Below are 15,674 nucleotides of genomic sequence, written 5' to 3' on the forward strand. Positions count from 1 at the left end.
CCCCTGGTGACGGGCAGGGGGCAGTTAACAGGCAGCGCAAAGGGTCAGTGTAGCCACTTGGCACACTGATGTCCAGTGCGGGTTTTCGAGACCCTCGTTGTTCTCAACTCCGCGACACCCTCGCGCCTTGTGGCGCACATCGATACTGCCCGTTCGGTCGTCGATCCATGCCTCGGATACGGATCGTTGTGACGACGCGTCCTGAGAATTGCGCGCTGCGTGCGGTTCGTCAAGGCCCCCCAGCCCAAACTGGCTGCTGGGATCGTCACTGACCGGTGCCAGGGGCGCACGGCGATGATCACGATACTCGGCGGAAGCGGAAGAGCAAGGCAGGCTGCGCCGGAACGCCGAAGGGCGACCACCCATACGGGTGATCGCCCTTCGCTGCGTCCCTGTGACCCCTATGCGGAGCCACGGTGAGACTCAGAGGGTCACTTGACCTCGACGGACGCGCCGGCACCCTTGAGGGACTCGGCGGCCTTCTCGGCGGCCTCCTTGGCGACCTTCTCGAGGACCGGCTTCGGAGCGCCGTCGACGAGGTCCTTGGCCTCCTTCAGACCCAGCGAGGTCAGCTCACGCACGACCTTGATGACCTGGATCTTCTTCTCGCCGGCGCCGGTGAGGATGACGTCGAACTCGTCCTGCTCGGCCTCGGCCTCGGCCGGGGCGCCGGGGACGGCAACGCCGGCAGCGGCGACCGGGGCGGCGGCGGTGACGTCGAACTTCTCCTCGAAGGCCTTCACGAACTCGGAGAGCTCGATGAGGGTCATCTCCTCGAACTGCGCAAGCAGGTCGTCCTGGCTGAGCTTCGCCATGATGGGCGATCCTTCCACTAAATCGGCAGGTGCCGGATGTATGTAGTCGGCGGGCGTTCGGCCCGCTGCGACCAGCGCCTCAGACGGCGCTGATCAATGCGCGAGCCGAATTACTCGGCACCGCCCTGCTCGGCCTTCTTGGCACGAAGCGCCTCCGCGGTGCGGACGAACTTCGAGGGAAGCGCCTGGAAGAGCGCGGCAGCCTGGGACTGCTTGCCCTTCATGGCGCCCGCCAGCTTGGCGAGCAGAACCTCGCGGGACTCGAGGTCCGCAAGCTTCTTGATCTCATCGGCGGACAGCGCCTTACCGTCAAGGACACCGCCCTTGATGATGAGGTTGGGGTTGTCCTTGGCGAAGTCACGAAGACCCTTCGCCGACTCCACCGGGTCACCGGTGACGAAGGCAACCGCTGTCGGACCGTTGAACAGGTCGTCGAGCGTGTTGATCCCGGCCTCGTTGGCCGCAATCTTGGTCAGCGTGTTCTTCACCACGGCGTACTGGGCGTTCTCACCGAGCGAACGGCGCAGCTGCTTGAGCTGTGCCACGGTGAGACCCCGGTACTCGGTCAGCACGGCGGCGTTCGAGCTGCGGAACTGGTCCGCGAGCTCGGCTACCGCGGCAGCCTTGTCGGGCCTTGCCATAGAGCGTCGGCCTCCTTCCGGGTGATGAGGACCGCTCAGAAGGGGCTGGGCAAACAAAACGCCCCGGCGCAGGCGCACGGGGCGAAGCTCGACCGGATGAATCCGGGAGCTTTCCACAGTCACCTGCGCGGGTCGTCCGCAGCTAGCGGATCCTTCGGCCGCTGCACCCTTTTGCGAGGGCACAGCAACGACCAGCGGTCTTTGGCTTCCGGGGAAGAGTACGGGACCGGATCCCGGTCAGGCAAATCGGGCCGTTCGGCTCAGGCCGAGCCGCTCCCGGCGCCCTTGAGCATCTCCGCCAGGTCCGCGGTCTCGGCGGCCGGAGGCGCCTTCACGACCACCGGCTTGTTGTAGTCGACGAACGTGACGGTCAGATCCAGCGGGCCTTTGTCGGTGGCGGCCCGGCTACGGAACTGCTTGGTCTGTTCGGTCCCGTCGACCCACATGTCCATGGTGACGGCCTTGATGCCCATCTGCTCGTACCGCTCGATGGCCTTCTCGCGGCGCTGCCTGGCCCCAGGGTCCCCGTTCTTCAGGTTCTGGCGCATCGCACTGAGCGGCACGGTGCCCGCGTAGTGCGTCGTACGCACGCCGTCGACCGTCTCCTCGCCGAGCTTCTTCAGGTCCTTGGCCTCACTCATGGACGCCGAGTCCTCGGTCGGGTTCCGGTCCGCCTGCTCCCCGATCCCTGCCATCGGGTTCTGGCCGTTCTTGCCCATGGCCGACAGGTCGAACTTGATCCAGGTCTTGCCGTCCAGCTCGGCGGCGGCCTTCTTGCCGGCGTTTATGTACATGGCTCCGCCGACAAGCCGCATCTCGACCTCGGCCTTCTCACCGGCGCCGTTCTGCTTCATCTTCATCTGCATGGTGACCGGCTTGACGGTCATGGAGGCCTGCCCCTCGACCGCTCCGGCCCCGGGCACCTGCCCCTTCATGCGGTACGAGAACGAGCTCAGCTTCGCGCTCCTGTCGACCGCGCGCTTCACGGCGGCGACCGGAGATACCGTCACCGGCTTCTGGGCGACCTGGCCGTCCCCCTGCGCCTCCTGCGACTTGGTGCCCCCCGAACAGGCCGCGGTGCCGCACAGCAGCGCTCCGGCGAGCACGGCCCCGGCGGTCTTCCGGTGTATCAGAATCATGTTCCCCCCACGGGTATGCGTGATGATCCACAAACCCTGGTAACACTACCGTTCGAATCCGACAGTGTCGGCCAATAAAAAGGCCGGCCCCCGCGCCTCGGGTGAACGAGGTCCGGGGGCCGGCTTCAGTGCGCGAGACCCGCGACTGCCGTCATGTTCAGACGGCGGCCGGGTCCTCCTCGACGAGGAGGTTGCGGGTGCGGTTGGAGTCCAGCGGGATGCCGGGGCCCATCGTCGTCGCCAGGGTCGCCTTCTTGATGTAGCGGCCCTTCGCGGCGGACGGCTTCAGACGGAGGATCTCCTCCAGCGCCGCCGCGTAGTTCTCGACCAGCTTCGTCTCGTCGAACGAGACCTTGCCGATGATGAAGTGCAGGTTCGAGTGCTTGTCGACGCGGAACTCGATCTTGCCGCCCTTGATGTCGTTCACAGCCTTGGTGACATCGGGGGTGACGGTGCCGGTCTTCGGGTTGGGCATCAGACCACGCGGACCGAGCACACGGCCGAGGCGGCCGACCTTGCCCATGAGGTCCGGGGTGGCGACGACGGCGTCGAAGTCCAGACGGCCCTTCGCAACCTCGTCGATCAGTTCGTCGGAGCCGACGATGTCGGCGCCCGCGGCGAGCGCGGCCTCGGCACGGTCACCGGTCGCGAAGACCAGGACCCGGGCGGTCTTACCGGTGCCGTGCGGGAGGTTCACGGTGCCACGGACCATCTGGTCCGCCTTGCGAGGGTCGACACCCAGGCGGAAGGCGACCTCGACGGTGCCGTCGAACTTGGTGGCGGCGGTGTCCTTGGCGAGACGGACGGCCTCGAGCGGGGCGTAGTTGCGCTCCCGGTCGATCTTGGCGTCCGCAGCGCGGAGAGTCTTGCTGCGCTTCACTTCTGCTCCTGTGGTTTCAGGTATGGAGTCGTGGTGCGGACCAGCGCTTGGCCCTACCACTGAGGTCGTACGGGGAGCTGAGCTGTCAGCCCTCGACCGTGATGCCCATGGAGCGGGCGGTGCCGGCGATGATCTTCGACGCGGCGTCCAGGTCGTTGGCGTTCAGGTCGGGCATCTTGACCGTGGCGATCTCGCGGACCTGGGCGCCGGTGAGCTTGGCAACCTTGGTCTTGTGCGGCTCGCCGGAGCCCTTGTCCACACCCGCGGCCTTGAGGATCAGCTTGGCGGCCGGCGGAGTCTTGGTGATGAAGGTGAAGGAGCGGTCCTCGTAGACCGTGATCTCCACCGGCACGACCATGCCACGCTGCGACTCGGTCGCGGCGTTGTAGGCCTTGCAGAACTCCATGATGTTGACGCCGTGCTGACCCAGCGCGGGGCCGACCGGCGGTGCCGGGTTGGCCGCGCCGGCCTGGATCTGGAGCTTGATAAGCCCCGTGACCTTCTTCTTCTTGGGAGGCATTGCTCTCTCCGGGTCCTAGTGAGAGTTTTCAGCACTCCACCCAGTCATCCGGATGGAGGCATACCGCACAACGATAACGGGTATAGCTGTGCGGCCAAAAACCGAGCAGGTCAGAGCGGCTACGAGAGCCGTTCTGACCTGTTCGGAGGCGTATGTTCCAGAAGCTGGCGGAAGAAGCTAGTTCTTCTGGATCTGGTCGAAGCTCAGCTCGACCGGGGTCTCGCGGCCGAAGATCTCGACGAGGCCCTTGACCTTCTTCGAGTCGGCGTTGATCTCGTTGATCGTCGCCTGCAGCGTCGCGAACGGGCCGTCGGTGACGGTGACCGAGTCGCCGACCTCGAAGTCCAGCACCTGGACCTCGACCTTGCGGGCGGGAGCCGGCTTGCCCTCGGCCTCGGCGGCCTCGCGAGCGGCCTTCTCCTCGGCCTCCGGGGCGAGCATCTTGACGATCTCGTCCAGGGTCAGCGGGTACGGGTCGTAGGCGTTGCCCACGAAGCCGGTCACGCCGGGGGTGTTGCGCACGACGCCCCAGGACTCGTTCGTCAGGTCCATGCGGACCAGGACATACCCGGGAAGCTTGTTCTGGCGGACGTTCTTGCGCTCGCCGTTCTTGATCTGGACGATCTCTTCCTCGGGCACTTCGGCCTGGTAGATGAAGTCCTCGACGTTCAGCGAGACGGCGCGCTGCTCGAGATTCGCCTTCACGCGCTTCTCGTAGCCGGCGTACGTGTGGATGACGTACCACTCACCGGGCAGACCGCGCAGTTCGTCACGGAGCGCCGCGACCGGGTCGACCGGAGCGGCGGGCTCTTCCTCGACGGCGTCGGCGGCCTCTTCGGCCTCGCCCTCTTCCGCCTCGTCCTCGACGGCGGCTGCGGCAGCCTCGTCCTCGTCGACCTCGGCAACAGCGGTGGCGTCGTCCTCGAGGTGCATCGCGGACTGCTCGGCCGGCTCAGCTGCCGCCGCTTCGGCAGCCTCGGCCTCGTCCGGCTCCACAGCGTCCGCCGCCTCAACGATGTCGAGCTCGTCCTCAACGGACTCCGCCGACTCGATGGCGTCGTTCAGGTTCGGGTCAGACACGGTGGCTGCTTCTTCCTGGATACAGATGGGGTGGAACATGCGAAAGAGGCGCCGCTGCCGGCGCCCTCCGCGGGATCAGCCGAAGACGTACTTGACGGCTTCCTGGAACCCATAGTCAATCACGGTCACCAGACCAATCATGACGACTACGAAGACAATCACCACTGTGGTGTACGTCGTCAGCTGATTGCGAGTGGGCCAGACGACCTTGCGAAGCTCGGCGATGACCTGTCGGTAGAAGAGCGCGAGACGGCCCAGGGGGCCCTTCTTGCCGCGCTTGCCGCCCTTGCGGGACTTCTTCGACTGGGGCGCCTCGTCCTCGGCATCAGGCATGTCGATGGAGCCCACGGCGTCCGTCACGATCTTTCACCTGATTCCGGGTCGTGGCCGCGCCGCGCCCGGTGGAGCCGCACGGCGGTTCAATGAATGTACGTACATGCGCACACATCCTGGCGGAGGAGTGTGTAGCAGGGCCGGAGGGACTTGAACCCCCAACCGCTGGTTTTGGAGACCAGTGCTCTACCAATTGAGCTACGACCCTTTGTGGTTTCCCCAACCTACCCCATCCGCAGATGTGGTTGGTGAGGGCCAACGACGAGTGAGTGTACGTGGTCGGGGGCCCCGCGTCGAACAGATAGCTCCCGGGCGGTTCCTGTCCGCTACTCGAAGCGCGTGTGCCCCGCCCGATTGCCGTCTGGGACCATGGACGTATGAGCGCTGCAACCCCTCCCACCGAGCGCCGGGTCTCCGCCCGCATCGGCGCGATCTCAGAGTCCGCTACCCTCGCCGTCGACGCCAAGGCCAAGGCCCTCAAGGCCGCCGGGCGTCCGGTGATCGGCTTCGGCGCGGGTGAGCCGGACTTCCCGACCCCCGACTACATCGTCGAAGCCGCGATCAAGGCCTGCCGCAACCCGAAGTACCACCGCTACACCCCGGCCGGCGGGCTCCCCGAGCTCAAGGCCGCCATCGCCGCGAAGACGCTGCGCGACTCCGGGTACGAGGTCGAGGCCTCGCAGATCCTGGTCACCAACGGCGGCAAGCAGGCGATCTACGAGGCGTTCGCGGCGATCCTGGACCCGGGCGACGAGGTCATCGTCCCCGCGCCGTACTGGACGACCTACCCCGAGTCGATCCGTCTCGCGGGCGGTGTCCCGGTCGATGTCGTCGCCGACGAGACCACCGGCTACCGGGTCTCCGTCGAGCAGCTGGAGGCGGCGCGCACGGAGCGCACGAAGGTGGTGCTCTTCGTCTCCCCGTCCAACCCGACCGGCGCTGTCTACAGCCGGGCCGACGCGGAGGCGATCGGGCGCTGGGCCGCCGAGCACGGCCTGTGGGTGCTGACGGACGAGATCTACGAGCACCTGGTCTACGGCGACGCGACGTTCACCTCCCTGCCCGCGCTCGTGCCCGAGCTGCGCGACAAGTGCATCGTGGTCAACGGTGTGGCCAAGACCTATGCGATGACCGGCTGGCGTGTGGGGTGGATCGTCGGCCCGAAGGACGTGGTGAAGGCCGCGACCAACCTCCAGTCGCACGCCACGTCGAACGTGTCCAACGTGGCGCAGGTGGCCGCGCTGGCCGCGGTCTCCGGTTCGCTGGACGCGGTGGCCGAAATGCGTAGCGCCTTCGACCGCCGCCGGCAGACGATCGTGCGCATGCTCAACGAGATCGACGGCGTCCTGTGCCCGGAGCCGGAGGGCGCGTTCTACGCGTACCCCTCGGTGAAGGCGCTGCTGGGCAAGGAGATCCGCGGCAAGCGCCCGGCGACCTCGGTGGAGCTGGCCGCGCTGATCCTGGAAGAGGTCGAGGTGGCGGTCGTGCCGGGCGAGGCGTTCGGCACCCCGGGCTACCTGCGGCTTTCGTACGCACTGGGCGACGAGGACCTGGTCGAGGGCGTCTCGCGGATCCAGAAGCTGCTGGCCGAGGCTCGCGACTGAGCACCGGCTCACACGAGATCACTGGGCCCCCGGCTTCGGCCGGAGGCCCAGTTTCTTCGTTCGGGCAAGTACCCGATCGGGGAAAGGGGCTGCCGCGCGGCGGAGGGGTGGGGCAGGATCCTGCAATGGAGCACGTACGAGATCTCAGCCTGCTGCCGAAGGCCCATCTGCATCTGCACTTCACCGGTTCGATGCGCCCCACCACCCTGCTGGAGCTCGCCGACAAGTACGGCGTCCATCTGCCCGACGCGCTGACCAGCGCGGAACCCCCGAAGCTGCGGGCCACCGACGAGCGCGGCTGGTTCCGCTTCCAGCGGCTGTACGACATGGCGCGTTCCTGCCTGCGCGAGCCGGAGGACATTCAGCGCCTGGTGCGTGAGGCCGCCCAGGAGGACATCCGGGACGGCTCCGGCTGGCTGGAGATCCAGGTGGACCCCACCTCGTACGCTCCACGGCTCGGCGGTCTGATCCCGGCGCTGGAGATCATCCTGGACGCGGTGGAGTCGGCGTCCAGGGACACGGGCCTCGGGATGCGGGTGCTGGTCGCGGCGAACCGGATGAAGCACCCGCTGGACGCGCGCACACTCGCCCGGCTGGCCGTGCGGTACGCGGACCGGGGGGTGGTCGGCTTCGGTCTCTCCAACGACGAACGCCGGGGCATGGCACGGGACTTCGACCGCGCGTTCGCGATCGCCCGGGAGGGCGGGCTGCTGGCCGCGCCCCACGGCGGCGAGCTGACGGGTCCGGCGTCGGTGCGGGACTGCCTGGACGACCTGCGCGCCTCCCGGATCGGGCACGGCGTACGGGCGGCGGAGGACCCCCGGCTGCTGAAGAAGCTGGCCGAGCGCGGGGTGACCTGTGAGGTGTGCCCTGCCTCCAATGTGGCGCTGGGTGTGTACGAGAAGCCCGCGGACGTGCCGCTGCGGACGCTGTACGACGCGGGGGTGCCGATGGCCCTGGGCGCGGACGACCCGCTGCTCTTCGGCTCGCGGCTGGCCGCCCAGTACGAGCTTGCGCGCAGGCACCACGACTTCACGGACACGGAACTGGCGGAACTGGCACGACAGTCGGTGCGCGGCTCGGCTGCCCCGGACGATGTCAGGGAGAAGCTGCTGGACGGGGTCGACGCATGGCTGGCCGCCCCGGCCGCCTGAAGGCAGGGCTGTGCGACCCGGCGCTGGTACGGGCCCGTACGGGGCATGACCTCAGGACCTTCAGGCTCATGCGGCGCTCCGCGGTTCTTGTAGAGGGCCGCCTCGGAGCAGCCCGCGGCCTTCGCGATCTCCCTAGAGGCTGACGCCGACCGTCACCGGCTCGTTGACCAGCGTGACGCCGAAGATCTCGCGCACCCCGGCCACCACTTCGCGGGCGAGTGCCAGCAGGTCCTCGGTGGTGGCCTCACCGCGGTTGGTGAGAGCGAGGGTGTGCTTGGTGGAGATCCGGGCCGGGCCCGTGCCGTACCCCTTGGTGAACCCCGCCCTGTCGATCAGCCAGGCCGCCGACGTCTTGGTGAGGCCGTCCCCCGCGGGGAACGCGGGCGGCAGCACGTCGGGGCCGATGCGCTCGCGGACCCGGGCCAGGAAGGTCTCGTACGCCTCCTGTCCCAGGATCGGGTTGGTGAAGAACGAGCCCGCCGACCAGGTGTCGTGGTCCTCGGGATCGAGCACCATGCCCTTGCCCGCGCGCAGCTTCAGTACGGTCTCGCGGGCGGCGGCGGCCGGGACGCGGTCCCCCGCCTCCACACCGAGCGCGCGCGCCGTCTCGGCGTACTTGAGGGGGGCGGAGAGACCGCTGGCGTCCTCCAGCTCGAAGCGGACCCGCAGGACGACATAGCGCTCCGGATCCTGCTTGAAGCGGCTGTGGCGGTAGGAGAAGGCGCACTCGGCGTTGGGAACGGTGACCTTCTCGCCGGTGCGGCGGTCGTAGGCGAGGACCTCGGTGATGGTGCTGGAGACTTCCTGGCCGTACGCGCCGACGTTCTGGATGGGGGTCGCACCGGCCGAGCCGGGGATGCCCGCCAGGCACTCGATACCCGCGAGGCCCGCCTCGACGGTACGGGCGACGGCGTCCGTCCAGACCTCGCCGGCCGCCAGCTCCAGTGTGGTTCCGGACAGTTCGAAGCCGCGGGTGGCGATGCGCAGCGCGGTGCCTTCGAAGCCCTTGTCGCCGATGACCAGGTTGCTGCCACCGCCGATGACCAGCAGCGGGGTGCCCGCGGCGTCGGCCTCGCGGACGACGGCGATCACCTCGTCGTCGGTGGTCGCCGTGAGGAGGCGGGCGGCGGGACCGCCCAGCCGGAAGGTGGTCAGAGGGGCGAGGGGGGCGTCGTGGAGTTCCTGCACGGGGACAAGGGTACGGTCCGTGGCCCCGCCGCTCGGGCGGGGCCACGGACCGTGGAGGTGCAGCCGCGCAGACCGTGTGCGCAAGCCGTTGCCGGACAGCCGCTGCCGAACGGGGGTCATGCAGCGACGGGCGCGGGCTTCTCGGCGGTCTCGGCGGTCTCGGCGGTCTCGGCGGTCTCGGCGCCCTGCGGGGCCTCGGCCTGCGTCACGCGGCGGCGGCCCGGGATCAGCAGGGCGCAGAGGGCGGCCAGAGCGACCGCTCCGGCCCCGATCCACAGTGCGGGGACGGTGCCGTCGGTGAAGGCGTCCGCGGACTCGTAGCCGCCCTGGGCTGCGAAGACCGCCCCGAGCACCGCGACACCGAGGGCGCCGCCCACCTCACGCAGGGCGTTGTTCGCCCCGGAGGCGATGCCCTGCTCGGCGGGCTTGACGCTGGACATCACCACGCTGGCGGCGGGGGCGAAGTACAGAGCCATGCCGATGCCGCCGAGGATCAGACCGGGCAGCTGTGCCGCGTACGACACTCCGGGCTCCAGGACCATGGCGAACAGCGCGAGGCCCACGGCCTGGAGTGCGAGACCCGTGGCGACGACCGGCCGGCCGCCGATCCTGTCGGAGAGGTAGCCGGCGATGGGCGCGACGATCAGCGGCATACCGGTCCAGGGGAGCATCCGCAGGCCCGCCTGGGTGGGCGTGTAGCCGGCGACGCCCTGGAGGAACTGGCTGAGCAGGAAGATCGAGCCGAACATGCCCAGGAACATCAGCAGGCTCGCGGCGTTGATGCCGAAGAAGGCGCGCTGCCGGAACAGCCGCATCGGCAGCATGGGGTTCTTGCTGGTCAGACCGTGGCGTACGAACGCGGCAAGAAGCAGCGTGCCGACGATCAGTCCGGCCAGGATCGGGGTGCTGGTCCACCCGTCGGCCTGGCCGTTGACCAGGGCGTAGACGATTCCGAAGAGGCCACCGCTGACGAGCAGGGTGCCGGGGACGTCGATCCGGGCGTTGGGGGCGTACGACTCGGCCAGACGCATCCGGGCCAGCGGCAGCAGCGCCAGGCCGATCGGAACGTTCAGCCAGAAGATCCACTGCCAGGAGATGTGTTCGGTGAGGCTGCCGCCGATGAGCGGCCCGCTGGCGACGGCGAGGCCGGTGACGGCGCTGAAGATGCCGAGCGCGGCGCCCCGGCGTGCGGCGGGGACGGCCGCGGTGAGCAGGGTCAGGGTGAGCGGCATCATGACGGCCGCGCCGACGCCCTGGACGGCACGGGCGGCGATGAGAGCGTCGATCCCGGGCGCGAGGGCGGCCGCGGCGGAGGCGCCGGTGAAGATGGCCAGGCCCGCGATGAAGAGTTTTCGCCGCCCGAAGCGGTCGCCGAGTGCGGCACCGAACATCAGCAGGACGGCGAAGGTGAGGGTGTATGCGCTCACCGTCCATTCCAGGTCCTCCAGTGCGCCTCCGAGGTCCTCCCGGATGGAGGGGAGGGCAGTGGTGACGACGAGGTTGTCGAGGGCCGCCATGAAACCGGCGACGCTGGTGATGACGAGGGCCCAGGCGGCGCTGCCACCACGGCGGGCTGTGTTCTGTTCCATGATTTTCCCCAGTTGTTAGTTATGGATGACTAACTTTGATGGACAAAAAAGTGCGCCTGCCCGTGAGCGCACACCGACCTACTCGGCCACCGGAATCTTGGACATCTCGAAGGCCGACCAGACCCGATGGCTTTTCGGGAACCCCAGCGAGGCCAGGACGTTGATCAGCATTCCGTAGGAGAGGAAATACGTGGTCTCCCGCACATCGGCGCCGAGCGCCAGATGGGCGAAGTCCCAGAGCTTCTCCCACTCGGCCCGGATCGACTCGCCGAACGCATGGTCCCCGGCCGCCTCGGCCGAGGCCACGGCGACGTACACCTGCATCTGCATGAGCAGCCTGTCGGGGTCCTCGGCGAGCAGTTTCTTGTACGCCGCCCCCATGGCCAGGTGCACCTCCTCTGGCGCCACGCCCTCGGCCGCCTCCGCCATCGCCTGCCGGGTCTGGTCCAGGCAGCGCGTCGCCGCCGCGAGAAAGAGCTCCTGCTTGTTCTTGAACAGGCGGAAGAGATACGGCTGCGAAACGCCGACCCGCTTGGCGATCGCCTCCGTGGAGGTGCCGTCGTAACCACCGCGCGCAAACTCGGTGACAGCGGCGCGGATGACGCTCTCGCGTCGCTCTGCTGCGCTCATCCTGACCATGCGACTAAGTTAGTGGCCAATCACTAACGAAGTCAAGAGATGCACGCGCGGCACTGCGCCTCTGCGAGGCACCCCTGCCGCGTAAGGGGCGCCTCCAGGGAGGGGCGCCCCTTACACAACTCACAACTCACAACGCACACCGGAACGCGCACCGATCGGCGCACGCAAACGTCTCAGGCGAGCTGCACCACGGCGCGCGACATGCTCAGCACCTTCTGGCCTTCGCTCATCACCGTCAGATCGACCTGCACCCGGTTGTCGTCCAGCTTCGCCGCGACCTTGCCGCCGACCTCGATCAGTGCGCCCTTGTCGTCGTTCGGCACGACGACGGGCCTGGTGAAGCGCACGCCGTACTCGATGATCGCCCCCGGGTCGCCGGCCCAGTCCGTCACCACCCGGACCGCCTCGGCCATGGTGAACATGCCGTGCGCGATCACATCGGGAAGGCCGACCTCGGTGGCGAACTTCTCGTTCCAGTGGATCGGGTTGAAGTCTCCCGAAGCGCCCGCGTACCGCACCAGCGTGGCCCGGCTCACCGGAAAGCTCTGTGCCGGCAGCTCGGTGCCGACCTCGACGTCCGCGTAAGAGATCTTCGCCGTCATCACGCCTCCTCGGCGGCGCGCGCCACCAGCTTGGTCCAGGCGGTCACGACGTGCTCGCCGGCCTCGTCGTGCACCTCACCGCGGACTTCCACCACGTCGTTGCCCGCAAGGGCCTTGATGCTCTCGATGGTCGAGGCGACGGTCAGCCGGTCCCCCGCCCGCACCGGCCGGGTGTACGCGAACCTCTGGTCCCGGTGCACCACCCGGTCGTAGTCCAGTCCCAACTGCGGGTCCTGAATGACCTGTTCCGCGGCCCGGAAAGTGATCGCAAAGGCGAAAGTCGGCGGAGCGATCACATCGGAGTGACCGAGCGCCTTGGCCGCATCCGGATCGGTGTACGCGGGATTGGCGTCGCCCACAGCCTCGGCGAACTCGCGGATCTTTTCCCGGCCTACCTCGTAGGGCGAGGTGGGCGGATAGCTCCGCCCGACGAAGGACTGGTCGAGCGCCATGGACGGGCTCCCTCCTGATGGATTGACCACAACAAACGACACGAGGCCGCCCCCAATGGGGGCGGCCTCGTATACGAGCCTGATTCAGCGCGTTTCGCGGTGCGCCGTGTGCGAGTTACAGCGCGGGCAGTGCTTCTTCATCTCAAGACGGTCCGGGTTGTTACGCCGGTTCTTCTTGGTGATGTAGTTCCGCTCCTTGCACTCCACGCAGGCCAGCGTGATCTTCGGGCGGACGTCGGTGGCAGCCACGTGAGTGCTCCTTGGACGGACGGATGAACGGATGAACGCATAAAAGAGTAGCCGATCGGAGGACCGACCCCACAATCGGCTACTGTATGTAGCGGTGACCGGACTTGAACCGGTGACACAGCGATTATGAGCCGCTTGCTCTACCGACTGAGCTACACCGCTGCGATGCCGGATCCCCTCACCCGGAGGTGAGGATCTCCGACATCAGAGCCCCAATACGGAATCGAACCGTAGACCTTCTCCTTACCATGGAGACGCTCTACCGACTGAGCTATTGGGGCGAGCGATGAAGACATTACACGGTCGGTCGCCGATCGCCCAAATCCGTTTCCCGGCCCCCCGGACGGCCTCCGTCCCGCCCGTCCCGTACGCCACTCGTGGCCGTGCCGGTACGACTATTGCGCTCCTCCTCGAAGCGCGCACGGCACGCCCCTAGGCTCGACGCACGCCGCGTGATCTTGGCCTTGGTGATGCCGATTCCGTCACGCCGCCCGAGCCCCACCGCCCCACGCAGGAGCGCGATGCCCGACAGCCAGCCTCAGCCGCCCGGCGGCGCCACCGCGGACACCACGGCGCTGCTGCTCTGCGGCGCCCGGCTCACCGACGGCCGCACCGTGGACGTACGGCTCAGCGGCGGAAACATCGAGGCCGTCGGCACCGCGGGCAGCCTCTCCCCGCGCTCCGCCCGTGTCGACCTCAGCGGCTATCTGCTTCTGCCCGCCCCCGCCGAGCCGCATGCCCATGGGGACACGGCGCTCACCGCGGACTCCCCCGGGCCCGTCTCGTACGAGACCGAGGACGTCCAGCGGCGGGTCACCGAGGCCGCGCTGCTGCAACTGGGGCACGGCGCGACGGCGCTGCGCTCGCACGTACGGATCGGGGACGTGCACGGGCTCGGCCCCCTGGAAGCGGTGCTCCAGGCGCGGCGCTCGCTGCGGGGGCTCGCCGATCTGACGGCCGTGGCGGTGCCCCGGCTGCTCACCGGCGTGGCGGGCGCGGACGGGCTGGCGATGCTGCGCGACGCGGTGAAGATGGGTGCTTCGGTGGTGGGCGGCTGCCCGGACGCCGATCCCGATCCGGCCGGGTACGCCGAGACGGTGCTCGAAGTCGCCGCCGAACACGGCTGCCCCGTCGATCTGCACACCCACGGCGACGACCCGGCGCGGCTGGCCCGGCTGGCGGCGATGGCGGGCGGGCTGCGTCCGGGCGTGGTGATCGGCCCGTGCGCGGGGCTCGCACGACTGCCGCGCGAGGTGGCTTCGAGGGCGGCCGACCGGTTGGCGGCGGCCGGGGTGACCGTGGTCTGCGTGCCTCAGGGCGGCTGCGGTGCGATCGAGCACCGGGGGAACGCGCCTGTGCGCCTCCTGCGCGCGGCCGGAGTGCGGGTCGCGGCGGGCAGCGGGGCGCTGCGGGACGTCTCGAACCCGGTGGGCCGCGGCGATCCGTTGGAGGCCGCGTATCTGCTGGCCTCGCAGGGCGGGATGCGGGCACGCGACGCGTACGGGACGGTGGCGGGGGCGGCCCGCGCGGCGATGGGGCTGTCCGAGGTCCGGGTGGAGGCCGGTTTCCCGGCCGAGCTGCTGGCGGTGCGAGGTGAGCGGATCTCAGGGGTGCTGTCCCTCGCGTACAGCCGGATCGTGATCCACCGCGGCCGGGTGGTGGCGCGGACGAGCGCGGTGCGGGAGTACTGCGACTCGGCGGCCGTGGTGGCGCTCGAACTGCCGCGTCAGGGGCGGCCGGACCTCGGCCCCTGACAGTGTTGGCGCACGATGCCGCCGTGCGGTGTCGGCCGTGCGGTGTCGCCCTGCGCGGTGTCGGCCGTGCGGTGTCGCCCTGCGCGGTGTCGGCCGTGCGGTGTCGGCCGTGGGCGGTCGCCCTGCGCGGTGTCGACCGTGCAGTGGACCTCCGCACCGGCCCCGCCCTCCCGCCGACTGGGCCGACTCCTCCGTCTGCGGTGCCGCTGACCTGCGAAACCGGCGGTCCCAGAGCGAGCACCGCGCTTCGGACGTACCGTCGTACTCATGCGCATTGTCATCGCCGGAGGACACGGCCAGATCGCACTCCGTCTCGAGCGACTGCTCTCGGCGGGCGGGCACGAGGTCGCGGGAATCATCCGCAGACCCGAGCAGGGCGACGACCTGCGTGAAGCCGGAGCCGAACCGGTCCTGCTGGACCTGGAGTCGGCCGAGGTGGAACAGGTCGCAGCGGTGCTTCAGGGCGCGGGAGCGGCCGTCTTCGCGGCGGGCGCGGGGCCGGGCAGCGGCGTGGCCCGGAAGGAGACGGTGGACAAGGGCGCGGCGGTGCTGTTCGCGGACGCGGCGGAACGGGCAGGCGTGCGGCGGCACATCGTGGTCTCCTCGAGGGGCGCCGACGCCAACCACCAAGGTGACGACGTGTTCGACGTCTATCTGCGGGCCAAGGGCGAGGCGGACGACCACGTGCGGTCCAGGAAGGGCCTCGACTGGACGATCCTGCGACCGGGCGCGCTGACGAACGACGCCGGCACCGGCCTCGTACTGCTGAAGGCCTCGACCGGGCCCGGAACGGTGGCACGCGACGATGTGGCCGCGGTCGTGGCGGAGTTGGTGGAGACACCGGCCACGGCGGGGCTGACGCTGGAGCTGGTCAGCGGTCCGGTTCCGGTGACGGTTGCGGTGAAGGACGTCGCCGGCAACTGACCCGCTCCGTTTCCGTTTCCGTCCCGGTCCTGTTTCCGGGTCTCGGCTGCTCGCTCGGCTGCTCGGCTGCTCGGCTGCTCGGCCCGCGATGAGTTCCGGACCTGTAGGTGG

17 protein-coding genes and 3 tRNA genes are annotated in these 15,674 nt (G+C 69.0%); 4 read left to right on the forward strand and 16 right to left on the reverse strand.

All coding sequences use genetic code 11. The features are described 5' to 3' along the window. Positions 1–431: 431 nt before the first annotated feature. From rplL to OG293_RS14070, 8 genes are all read right to left on the reverse strand, one after another. Positions 432–815 carry a 50S ribosomal protein L7/L12 gene (gene rplL / locus OG293_RS14035; RefSeq protein ID WP_405999131.1) on the reverse strand — a complete coding sequence of 128 codons (384 nt, stop codon included), beginning with the start codon at positions 813–815 and terminating at the stop codon, positions 432–434. Between the two features lie 110 nt (positions 816–925). Beyond that, entirely contained in the window at positions 926–1,456 is a 531-nt protein-coding gene (rplJ, locus tag OG293_RS14040; protein ID WP_326651935.1) for a 50S ribosomal protein L10, read from the reverse strand. Positions 1,457–1,716: 260 nt separating this feature from the next. Continuing rightward, on the reverse strand, positions 1,717–2,595 hold the full coding sequence (locus tag OG293_RS14045) for a DUF1396 domain-containing protein (protein WP_405999132.1): 879 nt from the start codon (positions 2,593–2,595) through the stop codon (positions 1,717–1,719). A 157-nt stretch (positions 2,596–2,752) separates the two neighbouring features. After that, entirely contained in the window at positions 2,753–3,475 is a 723-nt protein-coding gene (gene rplA, locus OG293_RS14050; RefSeq protein ID WP_405999133.1) for a 50S ribosomal protein L1, read from the reverse strand. Positions 3,476–3,560: 85 nt separating this feature from the next. Then, complete coding sequence (rplK, locus tag OG293_RS14055) at positions 3,561–3,995, reverse strand: 50S ribosomal protein L11 (protein WP_307661693.1); 435 nt, start codon at positions 3,993–3,995, stop codon at positions 3,561–3,563. 177 nt (positions 3,996–4,172) lie between these two features. After that, a complete protein-coding gene (gene nusG / locus OG293_RS14060) occupies positions 4,173–5,075 on the reverse strand; it encodes a transcription termination/antitermination protein NusG (protein WP_405999134.1) in 903 nt (300 codons plus the stop codon). A gap of 75 nt (positions 5,076–5,150) precedes the next feature. Then, entirely contained in the window at positions 5,151–5,435 is a 285-nt protein-coding gene (secE, locus tag OG293_RS14065) for a preprotein translocase subunit SecE (protein ID WP_405999135.1), read from the reverse strand. A gap of 108 nt (positions 5,436–5,543) precedes the next feature. Continuing rightward, positions 5,544–5,616: transfer RNA gene (locus tag OG293_RS14070), tRNA-Trp, on the reverse strand. A 169-nt stretch (positions 5,617–5,785) separates the two neighbouring features. On the opposite strand from OG293_RS14070, the gene OG293_RS14075 reads away from it, so the two are divergent. Next, the gene (locus OG293_RS14075) at positions 5,786–7,012 is read left to right on the forward strand and encodes a pyridoxal phosphate-dependent aminotransferase (protein WP_405999136.1); all 1,227 of its coding nucleotides are present in this window, start codon (positions 5,786–5,788) and stop codon (positions 7,010–7,012) included. Positions 7,013–7,137: 125 nt separating this feature from the next. Next, the gene (locus tag OG293_RS14080; RefSeq protein ID WP_405999137.1) at positions 7,138–8,166 is read left to right on the forward strand and encodes an adenosine deaminase; all 1,029 of its coding nucleotides are present in this window, start codon (positions 7,138–7,140) and stop codon (positions 8,164–8,166) included. A gap of 132 nt (positions 8,167–8,298) precedes the next feature. On the opposite strand, the gene OG293_RS14085 is transcribed toward OG293_RS14080, so the two are convergent. The 8 genes from OG293_RS14085 to OG293_RS14120 form a co-directional block, all read right to left on the reverse strand. Next, the gene (locus OG293_RS14085) at positions 8,299–9,354 is read right to left on the reverse strand and encodes a UDP-N-acetylmuramate dehydrogenase (protein WP_405999138.1); all 1,056 of its coding nucleotides are present in this window, start codon (positions 9,352–9,354) and stop codon (positions 8,299–8,301) included. Between the two features lie 116 nt (positions 9,355–9,470). Next, complete coding sequence (locus OG293_RS14090; protein ID WP_405999139.1) at positions 9,471–10,943, reverse strand: DHA2 family efflux MFS transporter permease subunit; 1,473 nt, start codon at positions 10,941–10,943, stop codon at positions 9,471–9,473. 78 nt (positions 10,944–11,021) lie between these two features. Next, a complete protein-coding gene (locus OG293_RS14095) occupies positions 11,022–11,573 on the reverse strand; it encodes a TetR/AcrR family transcriptional regulator (protein ID WP_405999140.1) in 552 nt (183 codons plus the stop codon). A 182-nt stretch (positions 11,574–11,755) separates the two neighbouring features. Then, positions 11,756–12,184, reverse strand: coding sequence for a MaoC family dehydratase (locus OG293_RS14100; protein WP_405999141.1), 429 nt, complete (start codon positions 12,182–12,184; stop codon positions 11,756–11,758). Next, positions 12,184–12,636 carry a MaoC family dehydratase N-terminal domain-containing protein gene (locus OG293_RS14105; protein ID WP_405999142.1) on the reverse strand — a complete coding sequence of 151 codons (453 nt, stop codon included), beginning with the start codon at positions 12,634–12,636 and terminating at the stop codon, positions 12,184–12,186. Before OG293_RS14105 ends, OG293_RS14100 begins: the two co-directional genes overlap by 1 nt. Before the next feature lie 84 nt (positions 12,637–12,720). Further along, complete coding sequence (gene rpmG, locus OG293_RS14110) at positions 12,721–12,885, reverse strand: 50S ribosomal protein L33 (RefSeq protein ID WP_003956487.1); 165 nt, start codon at positions 12,883–12,885, stop codon at positions 12,721–12,723. Positions 12,886–12,974: 89 nt separating this feature from the next. Continuing rightward, positions 12,975–13,047 (reverse strand) — tRNA-Met (locus OG293_RS14115). Positions 13,048–13,093: 46 nt separating this feature from the next. Further along, positions 13,094–13,166 (reverse strand) — tRNA-Thr (locus tag OG293_RS14120). 240 nt (positions 13,167–13,406) lie between these two features. On the opposite strand from OG293_RS14120, the gene OG293_RS14125 reads away from it, so the two are divergent. After that, positions 13,407–14,639: an amidohydrolase family protein gene (locus OG293_RS14125; RefSeq protein WP_405999143.1), complete on the forward strand. Its 1,233-nt coding sequence runs from the start codon at positions 13,407–13,409 to the stop codon at positions 14,637–14,639. 267 nt (positions 14,640–14,906) lie between these two features. Beyond that, a complete protein-coding gene (locus tag OG293_RS14130; RefSeq protein WP_405999144.1) occupies positions 14,907–15,563 on the forward strand; it encodes an SDR family oxidoreductase in 657 nt (218 codons plus the stop codon). The last annotated feature ends 111 nt before the right edge of the window (positions 15,564–15,674 follow it).

It is taken from the genome of Streptomyces sp. NBC_00829 (assembly GCF_045161795.1).
Taxonomy (GTDB): domain Bacteria; phylum Actinomycetota; class Actinomycetes; order Streptomycetales; family Streptomycetaceae; genus Streptomyces.